This window comes from Halorussus gelatinilyticus (assembly GCF_023238445.1).
Lineage (GTDB): Archaea > Halobacteriota > Halobacteria > Halobacteriales > Haladaptataceae > Halorussus > Halorussus gelatinilyticus.
The window spans coordinates 3,341,212-3,356,265 of sequence record NZ_CP096658.1; the positions used below are offsets into that span (position 1 = coordinate 3,341,212).

Annotated in this window: 16 protein-coding genes; 2 read left to right on the forward strand and 14 right to left on the reverse strand. The window is 67.3% G+C overall.

Annotated elements, in window-relative coordinates:
- Position 1 precedes the first annotated feature (1 nt).
- From M0R88_RS17025 to M0R88_RS17090, 14 genes are all read right to left on the reverse strand, one after another.
- On the reverse strand, positions 2 to 1,030 hold the full coding sequence (locus M0R88_RS17025) for a phosphate uptake regulator PhoU (RefSeq protein WP_248654618.1): 1,029 nt from the start codon (positions 1,028 to 1,030) through the stop codon (positions 2 to 4).
- A gap of 99 nt (positions 1,031 to 1,129) precedes the next feature.
- Complete coding sequence (locus tag M0R88_RS17030) at positions 1,130 to 2,215, reverse strand: ATP-NAD kinase family protein (RefSeq protein ID WP_248654619.1); 1,086 nt, start codon at positions 2,213 to 2,215, stop codon at positions 1,130 to 1,132.
- A gap of 149 nt (positions 2,216 to 2,364) precedes the next feature.
- On the reverse strand, positions 2,365 to 3,183 hold the full coding sequence (locus M0R88_RS17035) for a four-helix bundle copper-binding protein (protein WP_248654620.1): 819 nt from the start codon (positions 3,181 to 3,183) through the stop codon (positions 2,365 to 2,367).
- A gap of 398 nt (positions 3,184 to 3,581) precedes the next feature.
- Entirely contained in the window at positions 3,582 to 4,274 is a 693-nt protein-coding gene (locus tag M0R88_RS17040; protein ID WP_248654621.1) for a competence/damage-inducible protein A, read from the reverse strand.
- A gap of 91 nt (positions 4,275 to 4,365) precedes the next feature.
- The gene (locus tag M0R88_RS17045) at positions 4,366 to 5,136 is read right to left on the reverse strand and encodes a DUF5803 family protein (protein WP_248654622.1); all 771 of its coding nucleotides are present in this window, start codon (positions 5,134 to 5,136) and stop codon (positions 4,366 to 4,368) included.
- 4 nt (positions 5,137 to 5,140) lie between these two features.
- Positions 5,141 to 5,860, reverse strand: a complete 720-nt coding sequence (locus M0R88_RS17050) for a DUF2110 family protein (protein ID WP_248654623.1) — start codon at positions 5,858 to 5,860, stop codon at positions 5,141 to 5,143.
- A complete protein-coding gene (locus M0R88_RS17055) occupies positions 5,861 to 6,397 on the reverse strand; it encodes a transcription factor (protein WP_248654624.1) in 537 nt (178 codons plus the stop codon).
- A gap of 189 nt (positions 6,398 to 6,586) precedes the next feature.
- Positions 6,587 to 7,132 carry a tRNA (cytidine(56)-2'-O)-methyltransferase gene (locus tag M0R88_RS17060; protein WP_248654625.1) on the reverse strand — a complete coding sequence of 182 codons (546 nt, stop codon included), beginning with the start codon at positions 7,130 to 7,132 and terminating at the stop codon, positions 6,587 to 6,589.
- 82 nt (positions 7,133 to 7,214) lie between these two features.
- Positions 7,215 to 8,048, reverse strand: coding sequence for an arylamine N-acetyltransferase family protein (locus tag M0R88_RS17065; RefSeq protein ID WP_248654626.1), 834 nt, complete (start codon positions 8,046 to 8,048; stop codon positions 7,215 to 7,217).
- A 99-nt stretch (positions 8,049 to 8,147) separates the two neighbouring features.
- Entirely contained in the window at positions 8,148 to 8,480 is a 333-nt protein-coding gene (locus M0R88_RS17070; RefSeq protein ID WP_248654627.1) for a BsuPI-related putative proteinase inhibitor, read from the reverse strand.
- A 57-nt stretch (positions 8,481 to 8,537) separates the two neighbouring features.
- Positions 8,538 to 9,284 carry a S8 family serine peptidase gene (locus M0R88_RS17075; RefSeq protein WP_248656724.1) on the reverse strand — a complete coding sequence of 249 codons (747 nt, stop codon included), beginning with the start codon at positions 9,282 to 9,284 and terminating at the stop codon, positions 8,538 to 8,540.
- Positions 9,230 to 9,679, reverse strand: coding sequence for a hypothetical protein (locus M0R88_RS17080; protein WP_248654628.1), 450 nt, complete (start codon positions 9,677 to 9,679; stop codon positions 9,230 to 9,232). Before M0R88_RS17080 ends, M0R88_RS17075 begins: the two co-directional genes overlap by 55 nt.
- A 302-nt stretch (positions 9,680 to 9,981) precedes the next feature.
- Positions 9,982 to 11,112, reverse strand: a complete 1,131-nt coding sequence (locus M0R88_RS17085) for a S8 family peptidase (protein ID WP_248654629.1) — start codon at positions 11,110 to 11,112, stop codon at positions 9,982 to 9,984.
- 314 nt (positions 11,113 to 11,426) lie between these two features.
- The gene (locus M0R88_RS17090) at positions 11,427 to 12,623 is read right to left on the reverse strand and encodes a S8 family peptidase (RefSeq protein WP_248654630.1); all 1,197 of its coding nucleotides are present in this window, start codon (positions 12,621 to 12,623) and stop codon (positions 11,427 to 11,429) included.
- Positions 12,624 to 12,779: 156 nt separating this feature from the next.
- On the opposite strand from M0R88_RS17090, the gene M0R88_RS17095 reads away from it, so the two are divergent.
- Both M0R88_RS17095 and M0R88_RS17100 read left to right on the forward strand, forming a co-directional pair.
- Positions 12,780 to 13,583 (forward strand): DUF2797 domain-containing protein, encoded by an 804-nt coding sequence (locus M0R88_RS17095; protein WP_368409362.1) that lies wholly within the window; start codon positions 12,780 to 12,782, stop codon positions 13,581 to 13,583.
- Between the two features lie 112 nt (positions 13,584 to 13,695).
- Complete coding sequence (locus tag M0R88_RS17100; RefSeq protein WP_248654631.1) at positions 13,696 to 14,877, forward strand: redox-regulated ATPase YchF; 1,182 nt, start codon at positions 13,696 to 13,698, stop codon at positions 14,875 to 14,877.
- Positions 14,878 to 15,054 lie beyond the last annotated feature (177 nt).

Below are 15,054 nucleotides of genomic sequence, written 5' to 3' on the forward strand. Positions count from 1 at the left end.
GTCAGTTGATGGTCGTGTGTTCGCTCTCCTCGTTGAGCGCGAGGTTCGCCGCGATTTCGGCGTTCCGCATGGCGTACTGGGCGGTCTGCTGGAGGCTGACCAGCACCTCGCGGACCGCCAGCAGCGAGTCGTTGTCCATCTCGGGCAGGTCCGACAGAATCTCGCTCTCGCGGTCGCCGATTTCGTGGAACAGCGCGCGGACCTCCAGCGTCTTGTCGTAGTCGCGCTCGACGGCGGCCTGCACCGCCTTCGCAGTTATCTCGTCCACTTGGTCGGTGAACTCCCGGATGCGGCGCATCGTCTGGCCGTCCACGTCGAGCGTGTGACCCTCGGCTTCGAGGGTGATTTCGGCGATGTCCTCGGCGTTGTCCGCGATAAGTTCGAGGTTCTTGGCGATGGAGCGGTAGCCGATGAGCGGAAAGCCGGAGTCCAAATCGACCGCGCGGGCGAGCGTCGGGTTCTGGTAGGCGGTGAAGATGAGTCGAAGCAGGAGGACGAATATCTTGTTCGCCTGTCGCTCGCGGTTCAGGGCGCGCTGTGCAAGGTCGGGGTTGCCGTGCGCCAAGGCCTTGACCGCCTCGCCGCGCATCGTCGAACCCGTGTTCTCCAGTCGTTCGAGCAGGTTGTCGAGGCTGAAGTCCTCGGGGTCCACCGAACACCGGATGGCGATGCTGTCGGGCGTCTCCTCGACCACGCCCAACCCCATCAGCTGCGTCTCGGCCTTGTAGACCGCGTTGATGTGGGCGCTGTCGAGGGTCTCCTCGCTCTCGACGTGGATGACCCGGCGACCGAGGACGTACTGGGCGACGATGGCGCGCTCGACGGCGTCGGCGTCCAGATTCTTCGCGTGGATGACCGCCTCGGACTCCTCGGTGTGGGCCGACTCCGGCAGGACCGTCAGCGTCCCCTTCCCGCCCATCCGCAACGAGACCTCGTCTCCCTTCTCGACGTTGTTCTCCTTGGCCCACTCCGCCGGCAGGGTCATCGCCAGCGTCGAGGGGCCCAGTCGCTGCACCTTGCGAGTTTCCATGTACGTGTTGTTACTGCACCCGACGACCTTAAGCTTCACTAGGGGACAATTATTGTGCCTTAAATTGCCTTCACAACCGAGCGGGTACCGGCTCTCGTCTCAGACTACCTTCATCATCCGGCGCTCGAACCGGCCGACGCGGACCTTCCGCCAGCCTCGCAAGTCGTCGTCCACCTCGTCGTCGCCCGTATCGACCCGGAGGACGCCCACGCCGTCCAATTTGTCCTTGGAAGCGACGACCTCGACCTCCGAGCGGTGGATCACCTCGGGCGAAATCTGGTCGTTGCCCCGACCGAAGACGAACCCCTGCCCGCCGATGGGCGAGACCACGACGACGTTCCGGTCGCCCAGCAGTTCCAGAATCTCGTCGGCGCTCGCGTCTTCGGCCAGCACCTCGCCGTCCCGCCACACGTCCACGCCGAGGGGCGACCCCTCGAAGCCCAACTCCGCCTTCACCGCCCCGACCGTGCTTCCCGGCCCGAGGACGTAGGTTGTCCCCTCGTCGCTCCGGGCGTCCGCGGCGACCCCGGCCGCGAGGCTCTCGACGGTGCCGCCCCCGACCTGCTTGCTCGACTGGAGGTCCTCGGCGACGGGCACCGAAGCGACGGCCTTCAACTCGGCGCGGACCTCTCCCTCGCGGTAGGCCGCCTCGTCGATGTCGTTGACCTCGCGGCGCTCGGTCCGGTCGAAGTCGGCGGCGACCCGGCCCGCCGCCTCGGGCGTCACCGCGAAGACGGCCGAGTAGACCTTGACGCCCGCGGGGACGCCGAGAATCGGAACGTCGGCGTCCGCCTCGTCCAGCGTCTCGGCCACGTCCACCGCGGTCCCGTCGCCGCCGACGAACAGAATCAAGTCGGCCTCCTCCGCGACGAACCGCCGGACCGCCTCGCGGGTGTCGGCGGCGGCGGTCTCCTCGCCCGACGGTTCGCCCACGACCCGCGGGTCGAGTCCGGCCTCGCGGGCCTCGTGCTCGCCCATCTCGCCGCCGTAGGTCAGTATCTCGACTTCCGAGTCCGTGGCGCGAGCGCGCTCGGCGAGCGCGCGCAGGGCCGCGACCGCCCGGTCGGGTGCCCGCGGGGCCGCGCCGCGCTCGCGGGCCTCCGCTACCTTCCCGTCGGTGCCTTTCAGCCCTACTCGACCGCCCATCCCCGCGATGGGGTTGACCACGACGCCGATGGTTCGCATGGGCGTGGCTACGCGCGTCGAGCGCAAAAGCGGTCCGATGCCGACCGCTTGGACCGCCCGAGCCGAGGGCTCGGGGGGAAGCGAACTACGGAAAAACGGCACCGCGAAAGCGGACTGCTACCGGCGCAACCGTCGGATACGCTCGGTTCTCAGTACGACTGGGAACCTTGGAACGACTGACCCTGTGGCTGCTGGCTCATCTCTCCCTGCGGCTGTTGGCCCATTTGGCCCTGCGGCTGTTGGCCCATTTGGCCCTGCGGCTGTTGGCCCATTTGGCCCTGCGGCTGTTGGCCCATTTGGCCCTGCGGCTGCTGGCTCATCTGATCCATCTGGCCCATTCCGCCGGACTGCTGGCCCATCCCGCCGGACTGCTGTTGGACCTGTTCGCGGATGCCCGTCGTCGGACTCTGCTGGCCGCCGCTGATGGAGTCCAACAGCTTGGTCGTCGCGTCCAGCGCCTGCTGGACCGCCTGATACGTCTCCTGCACGTGGGGCGACTGCTGGTGCTGCTGGAGAATCGGGAGGCCCTGCTGGGCGACGCGCACGAACGCCTCGGCGACTTCCGGACCGTTGATGGAGTCGCGCGCGATGAGCTTCTCGTTCAGCGACGCGAGGTCCGAGAGGTCCTCACAGAGGCGAGCGCACTCGGCCATCTGCGGGCCGCTCTCGATGCACTTGTCGGCGCACCACTCGGCGATCTCGACCACGCGGTCGAAGGATTCGAGCGCCTGATTCAGCTCGTTCGTCATCTCAGACTCGAACTGATGGCCGACGTTCTCGTGGGTCATCTGGTGGCTCTGGCCGGACTGCTGGGTTCCCATCTGGCCCGGCTGACCCGTCTGGCCCATTTGGCCTGTCTGCTGTTCGATGCCCCGAGACTGCATCGACTGGCCCGTCTGCTGGCCGGTCGGCCCGCCGTACGTCTGTTGACCCGTGCTTCCCGTGGACTGTTGATACTGTTCTGACATGGTTGGTGACTTCCCTGCGTAGGCGTCTCATAATGGCGAGATGCCGCGCCGCAGGCGAACGAGGCTTCGCCGGATTCGCAGATAAACCGGCGCGACCGTTAGCGATTGTTCAACCGGACAACGGTGTATTTCCCGCCGTACGAGGTCGAAAAAACCGATTATCGCGGAGAAAGAAACATCCGGTTACGCCGACGTTTCGAGACCGTTTCCCGATTCAACGCCGGGTTTCGACGGGTGAATCCGGAGACCTCGCCGTGCTTGACAAGGATTAAGGGACCGCCCGCGGAACTCGGGAGTATGTTCGTACTCGCAGAATCGGCGTCGATTCCGGCCAACGCCGCAGGTATCGTCACTGGCGTCCTCGGACTCCTCATCACCGCCGCGTGGCTCGCGTACTTCTACCGCTGAACGCCCTCGACGCGTTCGCGGAGCCACGTCGCCGCGCGGTCGAGTTCCTCCTCGTCGGTACTCTGTAGCTTGACGCGTACGTGGTCGCCGGGGTAACTCCCGACGGTCACGTCGAACTTCTCGCGTAGCTCTGCGAACCGCTCGACCAGCGCGCTCTCGGGTTCGTCGGCCTCCACGACGACGGCGTGGCGCGTCTCGCCCGCGAACTCGTCGGCGACCGACTCGAACATCGCCTTCATCTCCTCGGGGACGCCCGGCAGGACGTAGATGCCCTCGACGACGCAACCGGGCGCGACGCCCGCCTCGTTCGGGAGCATCCGCGAACCCTTCGGGAGGTGGGTCGTCCCCTCCACGAGGTCGGCGCGCTCGTAGTCGGTGTGGTCGGTAATCCACGCCACGGCGTCGGGATGTTCCTCGACGGGAACGCCGACGGCGGCCGCGACGCCCTCTATCGTCAGGTCGTCGTGGGTCGGCCCGAGACCGCCCGTGACGACGACGGCGTCGTAGTCGGCGCGCAACTCGTTGACGACGCGCGCGATGTCGGCCACCCGGTCGGGGACCACGACCACGCGTTCGACGCTCGCGCCGCGTTCGGCGAGTCGCTCGCCGAGCCACGCGGCGTTGGTGTTCACGGTGTCGCCCGCCAGCAGTTCGTCGCCGACGGTGACGAGGGCTACCTGCATGGCGATTCCTTGGCATTGCGCGAGTAAAAACCAGACGCTCTGGAAAGCGATTCACGAGACGAAGCGTGCAGAATCCGAAATCGGAACGCCGCTACCCCATCCCCGGCGGCGGCCCTTGGTCGAACTCGTCGCCGTCGGTATCGACGTTCAGGCCCATCTCCTCGCGCTGGCGCTCGAGTTGGCGAATCTGGAGTCGGAAGTAGGCCAACCCCAACAACGCGATGACGACGCCCGCGCCGATGATGCCGCCGAAGATGAGCAGGTCACGCGCCAGATAGTACCGGACGGTGACGTTGTTCGACGTCACTTCGGCCCAGTGGAGGTGGACGCGCCCGGCGACCTGGTCTTTCGTGTCGGCGTTCGGCCTGACCTGACTCAGAATCGGCGTGCCGACGCGCATCCCCGCGGGCAGGACGACCTCGTAGGAGCCTTCGACGTAGGTCGGCGTGCTGAACGACTTGCCGCGGTGGGGCGCGGTGTAGGCGAGTTTGCCCTCGCGGGAGGGGAGCACGAAGACGGTCCGGGAGTCGGTGCGTCGGACCTGTGACTGGTTCAGCGTGACGACGGTGCCGTTCGGGTAACGGAACCGGACGGTCTTGACCCGCACCGGGGCCTCCTCGCCCAACGACTCGCGCTGGTATATCTTGAGTTGCGACCGGTTCGAGAAGTCGTAGATGGCCCGATACTGCCCGCTGGTGACGTTGAGCGTCACGTCAGCGGTGGTGTTCCACTCGTAGGTCGCGTTGGCGTCGCCCGAGAGGCGCTTCTCGCTGAACTGGTCGGTGCCGAAGACGCCGGCGCACCCGGCGGTCGCCGCGAGGAGCGCCAGCGTCGCGGCCGCGAGTAGCAGTCGCCGATTCATGCTGTCAGGGAATGACGCAGCGAATCTCCGCGGGAAGATAGCTCCCGATGGCCGCCAGTAGCCCCGGCGGGTCGGTCTCGTCTTTACAGACGATGCTCTGTTCCAGCAGACCGAGGCGTTCGACGGTGACGATGTCGCGGGCGTGGCCCGCCCGGTTGACCGTCGCGCGGACCTCACCGCGGGTCGCGCTGTTGACGTTGACCCGGCCGGCACCGCGCGTCCAGTCGTAGAGGCGGTCACGCTCCTCGTCGGCGAGGCGGTGAGCGTTCGTCTCGCCGTCGGTGTCCGACTCCGAATCGTCTCCGTCGCCGCCCGCGTCGCCCCCGTAGACGAACTTCATGGGCGTGTGCTGGACGAGACCGAACCGCTCGACGATCTGGACCGGCGACCCCTGCCCGAGTCCGAGTTCGTCGGCGGGCACGCGAACCTCTTCGCCGGCGTCGAGGACGAACCCCTCGTCGTCCCACCCTTCGAGCGTGCCGACGTAGGTCTCGCCCGGCTCGAAGTCCGGCGTGACCTCGCCGTAGGCCTCCCGGAGGAGGTTTCGCGCGACCACTTCGTCGTCGCCCTCGATGGTGACGACCGCGAAGTCGTCGTGGCGCACGCCCACGGTGTACTCCACGTCCAAGTCCTCGATTTCGTTGGCGACCAGCGACCGGAGCGCGTCGAGCGAGCGCTCGCGGGCGTCGCCCTCGACGTACACCTTGGTGGCGAGTACGACCATCTATGCCTCGGCCTCTTCGAGTTTCTCGACGTTGAGTTCCTGGCGGAGGTCCTCGATTCGCTGCTCCATCGCGTCGATGAGGCGGCTGTTCTCCATCGATTCGAGCGGCGAGCCGCACTCGGGACACTCGAAGCCGAAGTCCATCGCCTCGCCGAACTCGAAGCGAATCGAACAGACCTCACAGAGGTAGAACTCGTGTTGGTGTTCGTACTCCTTGCGCTGGTCGAGCGCGTCGAGCAGGCGGTGCATCTCCTCTTCGAGGTTGTCCGGGATGTTCTCGTACTGGAACGTCCAGAGGTAGGTCAGCCACCCCGAGTCCTCGTCGCGCAGGCGGCGGTACGTGGCGAGGTCGGTCTCGTAGAGGATGAACAGCGCGCGCCGAACGTCGTTGAGTTCCAAGTCCAACTCCTCGGCCAACTCCTCGTCGGTGACCTCGCCGTCAGGCGGGGCCGCGGCGACGGGCATCCCCTTCGGACCGACCAATTCGTGAAGATATTTCTGAATTACTGGGTCCTCCAGTAAGTCCTCAAAAGCCATTATCGTGTACTGGGGCGTTGGAGCGTTTAAAACCATCGGAGAGGCCGCTGTCCCGGATTCGCGTCGCGGCGCGGTCGGCTAGCTCGGCGCTTCCGCCGCGAGAGCGTTCCGGCGCGCCGTCACCTCGCGCTCGATTCGTCGTCCCGGCCGAACTCGGTCGTCCGAGCGTCCGAGCCGTTCGGGCCTACCTCACTCCTCGTCGTCCGGAACGACCTTCTTGCCTGTCTCCATCGGCACGACGGTCTGGTCGGCGTCGGTCCACTCCCGGTCCAACTCCCGACCCGCGAACAGGCGGTCCAGGAACACCGCCAGCCCTGCGACCTCCGAGTGGGGCTGGTTGGTCACGCCGACGTTCAAGTCGGCGGCCTCGTACACGTCGAACGACACCTTCTGGGACCCGACGACCGCGAGAATCGGGTCGCCGTCGGCGTGGCGCTCGCGGACGTCCGCCTCCACGTCTTGGACGCGCTCGCCGTACATCGTCAGGTGGACGACCTGCCCCGGCCAGTCGCGGATGACCGCCTTCGGACTGTCGGTCAGTTCCACGTCGAACGGCCCGCCGAAGCGGTCGGTGATGTCCTCGACCGTGCCCTTCGACTTGCTCGCGTCGCCCGCCAGAATCGCGCGGTCGGCCCCCAGTGCCCGCGCGGTCAGGCCGACGTGAGTCGTCATGCGTTCGTCGCGGCCCGGCCGGTGGCCGAGTCGGAGGACCGCCACTTCGGGTTCGCCTTCCATGTCGAGGCGTCGGTGGTCGGCGGGTTAGGGGGTTTCGGAACGCGGCGGCGAGTCGGCGGGGCGGAACTGCGGACCGGAGGCTTCACTCCGGAGCGTACCGCAGTCCGAACTCAGATTCGAGCAGGCCGTACCACTCCTCCTCGCCGACTTCGCGTTCGGAATGCTCGCCCCGGTCCGACCGCGTCAGTTTCTCCGGTGAGAGTTTGCGGTGGCCGCGCTCGGTCGCTATCGAGACGGTCGGGTCGCCCGTGAACGACGACTCGGGCGCGGTGGCGAGGTGGTCGCAGGTCGCCTCGAAGTAACTGAGTTTGCGAGGCGTCGCGTCGAAGACGTACCGGTCGCGCCACCCCTCGTCGCCCGGCGTTCGGTACTGGGTCAGATACTCGGCGTCCGGGCGCTCGCTCTCGACCACGCGCCACGCGACGCCCGCCGAGTCCTCCCGGACGCTCCCGTCGAGCGGGAGCGGTCGGCGCATCGTCGGCACGCCGCACCCCACGTCGACGACGTAGGTGCGGTCGAGCGACGCGAGGTGCGCGTGGTGGTTCGCCGGCGGCCTCGGGTCGCCGTCGTCGCTCAGCATCCGTGCGGCGATGCGGTCCGCGTCGAAGCCGAGTTCGGCGAGCAACCACCCGAACAGGCCGTTCAACTCGAAGCAGAATCCGCCGCGCTCGCGGGCCACGACCTTCTTGTAGAGGTGGGGCAGGGTCAACGTCACGCCTTCACCGTCGCGGGGTCCGAAGGGGTCGCCCGTGACCGCGAGCGTCTCGAACGGAACGGTCGCGACGTGGGCCCGCTGAAGCGCCGCCAGCGTCTCCCGGTTCGCGGCGTCGGACGCGCGGACCGAGGCCGGATCGAGACCGATTCGTTCGAGGTAGTCGTCGGGGTTCGGGGCGGTCGCGGTGTCGGAGTTCGACATGCGTTCTCGGGTCGAACTCTCGCCGCGAGCGACTTCAAGACTCGCTGAAACGGATTTTGGTACGGAAGCTATCAGAAATCGGGCGGACTGCGGTTCGGCTCAGACCGAGAAACCGGTCCGTGCCTCGGCGTCGTCGCCCGTCGCGTTCAGCGCGGCGACCACGGTGTAGTCGCCGGGCGCGGGGTCGTCCCACTCCTCGGTGAACGTCCGGGAGGCGTCCGCGTCGAACGTCTCGGTCTGGATCATCTGGGTGAACATCTGGCCGTCGCTGGCCCGCCAGACCTCGTCGTCGCCGTCGAGGACCGCGAAGTCGGCCAGTAGGGAGCTACGGAACTGTACGTCCTCGGGCGCGTCGCCGACGTTCTCGACGGTGTACTCGAAGACCACGCGGTCGGACTCGACGGTCACGTCCACGGAACTCTGGAGCGTCATACTTTCTACTGCTCCTCGCGTCCCTGAAAACTTTTGGTACGGGGCGAGCGTGACCGCTCAGTCGTCGCTCGAGTCCACTCCGACCGCGGCCGCGGCGTCCACGAGGCCGTGGCCCTGCTGGTCGCTCGACAGGCCCAGGTCCTCGGCGGTGTTCCGGAGTCGGGTGCGAGCGCCGGAGTTGGTATACCCCTGCGCCATCACGAGCGCGGCGGCTCCGGAGGCGTGGGCCGTGGCGTACGACGTGCCCGAGAAGGTGGCACATCCGCCGTCGCTCCCGACCGTAGTGATGTCGGAACCGGGTGCGGCGAGTTCGATTTCGGGCCCCCGACTGGAGAAGGAGGCGAGTTGGTCGTTCGCGTTGGTCGCGCTGACCGCGACGACCTCCGGGTAGGCCGCGGGGTAGGCCACGCAGTCCGTGCAGGGACCGCTCCCGCCCGCCGCGCCGACCAGCAGGACGCCGTTGTTCGTCGCGTACTCCACCGCGTCCTTCAGGACCGACGACCCCGAGCTACCGCCGAGGCTGATGTTGCCCACGTCCCAGCCTCGGTCGGCGACGTACTCGACGCCCGCCGCGATGTCGGAGTACGACCCCGAACCCCGGTCGTCCAGCACCTTGACGGCGTGGAGCGTCGCGTCGGGCGCGATACCGGTCGTACAGCTACAGTTTTCGCCCGCGCCGATGATGGCACCGACCTGCGTGCCGTGCCCGTTGTCGTCGTCCCACGGCGCACAGCAGTTGGTCGAACAGTCTACGAACGCCTCGCCCGCGCCGACGTTCGGCAGGCACGGGTCGTCGCAGGGCAGGGCAGGCCAGTGTCGATGATAGCCACGTCGGCACCGTCGCCCGTGTACCCGTTGGCGTTCGCCACGTCGGCGTCGATGTGGTCGTAGCCCCACGTCGTCGAGAGGGCGTAGGCGGTGCCGTCGCGCTCGACGTATCGCACGCCGTCGCGCTCCGCGAGCGCGGTGGCTGCCCGCTCGGGCAGGCTGAGCGTCGCGGCGTCGAAGGCGAACTCCCGAACCACGCTACTGGCCGCGCCGAGCGCCGCCGACCGGCCGCGCTCGGACGCGAACCCGACGTTGACCCGGACCTCCTCGCCGGGGTCGGCGCTGGCGAGACCGCCCGCGCCGACCGTCAGCAGCGACCCGCCCGTCGTCTTGAGTACGGTGCGCCGTGAGATGGACTGTTCGTCGAACATCACCCGATAGTACGACTTTCTGTAACAAAAATTTGTATCTAGATTCTATGAAATAAAGTTCTGGCGGCGCGAGAGACGACGCGTCGCTCGGCCGGTCGCTCGATAGAAGCGGGGCGGGCGGACTCGCCGGAGCGGAGCCCTCGCGGGTCGGGACCGCGATTGGTCCGAGTCCGCGGCGGGGGACCGCCCGACTCGGGGCGGAAAACGCCGGTGACGAAACGCGGGTCGGTCGTGGGTGGAGACGCGACGGGAGTCGCGCTCGCTCCGACGCCGGAACTCCGTCGTCCGTCGAAGTCGACCGTTTACTGGGTCGCGGCTTCCACGTCGAGGAGGCCCGCGCCGGACTCGTTGCTGGCCAGACCGATGTTCTCGGCGGTACTCAGGAGCCGGTTCTTCGTCTGGGCGTTCGAGAGGCCCTGCGAGCGCAGGATGCCCGCAGCACCGGCGACGTGCGGGGTGGCCATCGAGGTTCCCGACAGCGTGTCGTAGCCGCCGCCGACGTACGTCGAGTAGATGTCGGAACCGGGCGCGGCGATGTCAACTTCCGGCCCCGTGCTGGAGAAACTCGACAGGTCGTCGTTGCTGTTGGTCGAACTGACCGCGATGGTCTCGGGGTAGGCCGCGGGGTAGCCGACACAGTCGCTACAGGGGCCGGAGTTGCCGGCGGCCGCGACGAGCGTGACGCCGCGGCTGTCGGCGTACTGCACCGCGTCGCGGACCGTGCTGGACGCGCTGCCACCGAGCGAGAGCGAACCGACGTCCCAGCCCTGGTCGGCGACGTACTCGATGCCGGCCGCGATGTCGGAGTACGAGCCACCGCCGTTGGAGTTCAGCACCTTCACGGCGTGGAGCGTGACGCCGGGAGCGACGCCGACGACGCCCTGATTGTTATCGACGGCACCCGTGATACCGGCACAGTGGGTACCGTGGCCGTTGTCGTCGCCCCAACCGTAGGTACACTCCGCGGAGTAGGAGCTACACTGGACGGCGTAGGCACCTGCGCCGAGATTCGCTTCGAGGTCGGGGTGGTTGCCGTCGATACCCGTGTCGATGATAGCCACGTCGGCACCGCTGCCGTCAGAGGCCGCTCGGTCGGCGTCCACGCGGTTGACGCCCCACGGGAGGGACTGAGCGAGCGCCTGCATCTGGCCGTTCTCTTCGACGTAGCGGATGTTCGGGCTCTGGTCGAGCGCCGTCGCGGCCTTCTTCGGGACCTGAATGGTCACGACGTCGAGGGAGTCGAACTTCCGGACGACGTCGTTGGCCTCCGCGAGGGCCATCTGCTTGCCCTTCTCGGATTTGAAGCCGACGTTGACCTCCACCGTGTCGTCGGGCTTGGCCGCCGCGAGGCCGGTCGCGCTCATCGCCGCGAGCGAACCGCCTGCCGTCTTGAGTACGTTACGTCGGGAAACGCCGCTGTCATCACCAAGCATTGCAATTTGTGCATTTGTGCGTTTCGTAATAAAGTTTTATTCTAGTTCTAGATACTGTAAATAATCCGGCTAGTCTTCTAACTGGTCGGAGAGGTTCGAGTCCTCTGACGCCGCTCGACGGCTCGTGCGACCACTCGGCGTCGAGCGACGAGCGACCGACCGGTAGAGCGTCGAACGTCGGGAGTCAATGCCTCGAAAAAAGAGCGTCGAACGTCGGGAGTCAATGCCTCGAAAAAAGAGCGTCGAACGTCGGGAGTCGATACCTCGAAAAAAGAGCGTCGAGCCGTGCCTCGAAAACCGGGCGGGGAGTCGGCTTACGTGTCGTCGCTAGAGTCGTAGCCGAGCGCGGCCGCGGCGTCGAGCAGCCCCGAGCCGGACTCGTTGCTGGCGAGACCGATGTCCTCCGCGGAGTTCGCCAGCGTCGAGCGAATGTCGCTGCCGGTCGTGCCGTTCGCGGCGAGCTGTCCCGCGACGCCCGCGACGTGCGGGGTCGCCATCGACGTGCCGGAGTAGGTGTCGTAGCCGCCGTTGGCGACCGACGAGTAGATGTCGGTGCCGGGCGCGGCGATGTCCACTTCCGGCCCCGTGCTGGAGAAGTCCGAGAGGGTGTCGTCGCTCGCGGTCGAACTCACGGCCATGACCTCGGAGTAGGCGGCGGGGTAGCCCACGCAGTCGGAACACGGACCGGAGTTACCCGCGGCCGCGACGACGAAGACGCCGTTGTTCGTCGCGTACTGGATGGCGTCGTGGAGCGCCGACGACCCCGAACTCGCGCCGAGGCTCATCGAAGCCACGTCCCAGCCCTGGTCGGCGACGTACTCGACGCCCGCCGCGATGTCCGAGAACGAGCCGCTGCCACACTTGTCCAGCACCTTGACGGCGTGGAGCGTCGCGTCGGGCGCGGCGCCGACGACGCCTTGGCTGTTGTCGTCGCCCGCCGCGATACCGGCGCAGTGAGTCCCGTGGTTGTTGTCGTCGGTCCACGAGTAGTTGCACGTGTTGTCCGCGGGCTTGGCTCCGTAGCGACAGCCGCCCTGAGTGTTACAGGTGACGAACGCCTTGCCCTTGCCGAGGTGGTCGGTCAGGTCGGGGTGGTCGTCGTCGATTCCCGTGTCGAGGATGGCGACGTCCGCGCCGGCACCGAGTTCGCCGTTGCTGTGGACCACGTCGGAGTCGATGCGCTGCTGGCCCCACGGGAGCGTCTGGGCGAGCGCTTCCATCGTGCCGTTCTCTTCGACGTAGCGGATGTTGGGGTTCTTCTCCAGCGCCGTCGCCGCCTGCTTCGGCAGGCGAAGCGTCAGCACGTCGATGGAGTCGAACGTCCGCACCGTCTCGTTGGCTTGGCTGAGCGCCGTCTGCCGGCCGCGCTCGGACGCGAAGCCGACGTTGACCTCGACTTTGTCGGTCGGTGCGGCCGCCGCGAGACTGGTCGCGACGCCAGCAGTCGCGACGGACGCGCCGACACCCTTCAGTACGTTACGCCGGGACACACTATTGTCGTTTTGTGCCATGACGTTCGTAAATAAGGCCCGCACCTAATGAATTTTTCTTAGAATAATATACTAATTTTACTTCTGCGTTAACGTTGCTGGTACGGGGAGCAGGGTGAAAACAACCGGCAGCGAGCAAACCGCACGCCTTTAGGAACTGAACCCGTAGCCGGTCTCGTGCAAATCGTCGGGTACGAGACGGAGCGCGAGGGCGGTGCAAGCGGCGAGGACGGGAGCGACGGGGACGGAAACGACGAGCGCGTGTGCCCCGCGCTGGTCGTCGCCAACGAAGAGGGCGTGCGCCGCGAGCGCCTCGACCCCGGCCGCGACCTCGGCTACGCGCTCGGCGAGCGTCGGTGCGCGGGCGCGCTCGACGGTGCGACCCACTACGACTGTGCGAACGAGACCGCGCCCTACTGCGACCAGCACACCAGCACGTGGGTCTGCGCGCGGTGTACCGGCAGTTGCCTCAAGGACGAGATGGACTGCTACGACGACCACGCCATCTACCTCGCGGCGTTCGCGCCCGCGACGTTCAAAGTCGGCGTGACGAAGGAGTGGCGACTTCGCACCCGCCTGCGTGAGCAGGGCGCGGACCGCGCGGCCCACCTCCGGACCGTCGAGAACGGCCGAGTCGCTCGCGAAATCGAGTCGCAGTTGGCCGAGGAGTTCACCGACCGCGTGCGCGTCCCCGACAAGATTTCGGGACTCCACCGCGACGTGGACGAGTCTGCGTGGCGCGACGCGCTCGCCGAGTTCGACCCTGTGGAGACGTTCGACTTCGACTACGGGCTGGACTTGTCCTCCCGACCGGTCGCCGAGACGCTGGCGACCGGCGAAGTCGTCGGCGTGCAGGGCCGGGTGCTGGTCCTCGCTCGGGGCGGGACGACCTACGCCGTGGACCTGCGGAGTCTGGTCGGCTACGAGGTCCGCGAGGGGGAGAGTCAGCGACAGCTCCAGTCGAGCCTCGGCGCGTTCTGAGCGTCGTCACGCGACCGACCGTCGGCGGTCGGTCGCGGACGGCTGGCGACCGGCCGAACCCGAAACTCGCGGAACCGAAAGGGGCTTTTCCCAGACGCCGGTAGCTTCCGACATGATTTCCATCGCACTCGCGGGCAAGCCCAACGCGGGCAAGTCCACCTTCTACAAGGCCGCGACGATGGCCGACGTGGACGTGGCGAACTACCCGTTCACGACCATCGACGCGAACCGCGGCGTCAGCCACGTCCGGACCGACTGCCCGTGTCTCGAACGCGACGAGCGCTGCGGCGACGAGAACTGTCACGACGGCAAGCGCTACGTTCCCATCGAACTGCTGGACGTGGCCGGACTCGTGCCGGGCGCACACGAGGGCCGCGGACTCGGCAACCAGTTTCTCGACGAACTGACGAACGCCGACGCCATCGTCAACGTCGTGGACGCCTCTGGCGGCACGAACGAGGAGGGCGAACCGGTCGAAATCGGCACCTACGACCCGGTGGAAGAGGTCGATTTCATCGAGGAGCAGTTGGACCAGTGGCTCGCCAGCATCGTGGACCGAAACTGGGAGAGCGTCGAGCGAAAGTCCCGGTCGCCCGACTTCGACGTGGACGAGGCGCTGGCCGACATGCTGACCGGATTCGGCGCGAGCGAGGCCGACGTTGCCGCCAGCCTCCGAGAACTGGACTACCCCGAGGACCCCATCCAGTGGACCGACGACCACCGCGAGGCCCTCGCCCGCGACGTGCGCTCGCGGACCAAACCCATCATCCTCGTGGCGAACAAGGCCGACGTGGCTCCCCCGGAGAACGTCGAGTGCCTGAAGGAGACCGGCAAGCCCGTGATTCCCGCGACCGCGGAGGGCGAGTTGGCGCTCCGGCAGGCCGAGGAAGGGGGCGTCGTCGAGTACGACCCCGGCGACGAGGACTTCGAAATCGTCGGCGACCTGAGCGACGAGCAGGCCGCGGGCCTCGACCAGATTCGTGAGGTCATGCAGGAATGGGGCGGCACGGGCGTCCAAGAAGCGCTGAACGCCGCGGTCTACGACCTGCTCGACCAGATTACGGCCTACCCGGTCCAGAACGAGACCAAGTGGACCGACGCGAAGGGCAACGTCCTGCCCGACGCGTTCCTCCTCCCCCGCGGTTCGACGCCGACGGACTTGGCCTACGCCGTCCACAGCGACATCGGCGACGGCTATCTGCACGCGGTCAACGGGAAGACGAACCGGGAAATCAGCGACGACTACGAGTTGGCGGAGGGCGACGTGGTGAAAATCGTAAGTACGGCGAAGTGAACCCGGGCAAGCGGTGAAACCGACCGGTCGCGACTGTTCGCGTGTTTCGCCACTCATCCGTCGATAGAGCGCCGCGCGGCGATGCTGGGCTGTGACCTCCCGGCGTGGGTCCGGCCGTACCGCCCGCACCTCGGCGAGGCGTGAGTTCGGCGTGCGGGAGCGGCGAGAGCGGCGAAA

Excerpts from the sequence above, each read along its gene's own strand:
- M0R88_RS17060 (WP_248654625.1), bottom strand. The coding sequence starts at position 7,132 with ATGGAAGGCGAACCCGAAGTGGCGGTCCTCCGACTCGGCCACCGGCCG.
- M0R88_RS17030 (WP_248654619.1), bottom strand. The coding sequence starts at position 2,215 with ATGCGAACCATCGGCGTCGTGGTCAACCCCATCGCGGGGATGGGCGGT.
- M0R88_RS17055 (WP_248654624.1), bottom strand. The coding sequence starts at position 6,397 with ATGGCTTTTGAGGACTTACTGGAGGACCCAGTAATTCAGAAATATCTT.
- M0R88_RS17025 (WP_248654618.1), bottom strand. The coding sequence starts at position 1,030 with ATGGAAACTCGCAAGGTGCAGCGACTGGGCCCCTCGACGCTGGCGATG.
- M0R88_RS17035 (WP_248654620.1), bottom strand. The coding sequence starts at position 3,183 with ATGTCAGAACAGTATCAACAGTCCACGGGAAGCACGGGTCAACAGACG.
- M0R88_RS17100 (WP_248654631.1), top strand. The coding sequence starts at position 13,696 with ATGATTTCCATCGCACTCGCGGGCAAGCCCAACGCGGGCAAGTCCACC.
- M0R88_RS17040 (WP_248654621.1), bottom strand. The coding sequence starts at position 4,274 with ATGCAGGTAGCCCTCGTCACCGTCGGCGACGAACTGCTGGCGGGCGAC.
- M0R88_RS17045 (WP_248654622.1), bottom strand. The coding sequence starts at position 5,136 with ATGAATCGGCGACTGCTACTCGCGGCCGCGACGCTGGCGCTCCTCGCG.
- M0R88_RS17065 (WP_248654626.1), bottom strand. The coding sequence starts at position 8,048 with ATGTCGAACTCCGACACCGCGACCGCCCCGAACCCCGACGACTACCTC.
- M0R88_RS17090 (WP_248654630.1), bottom strand. The coding sequence starts at position 12,623 with ATGGCACAAAACGACAATAGTGTGTCCCGGCGTAACGTACTGAAGGGT.
- M0R88_RS17050 (WP_248654623.1), bottom strand. The coding sequence starts at position 5,860 with ATGGTCGTACTCGCCACCAAGGTGTACGTCGAGGGCGACGCCCGCGAG.
- M0R88_RS17085 (WP_248654629.1), bottom strand. The coding sequence starts at position 11,112 with ATGCTTGGTGATGACAGCGGCGTTTCCCGACGTAACGTACTCAAGACG.
- M0R88_RS17080 (WP_248654628.1), bottom strand. The coding sequence starts at position 9,679 with ATGTTCGACGAACAGTCCATCTCACGGCGCACCGTACTCAAGACGACG.
- M0R88_RS17070 (WP_248654627.1), bottom strand. The coding sequence starts at position 8,480 with ATGACGCTCCAGAGTTCCGTGGACGTGACCGTCGAGTCCGACCGCGTG.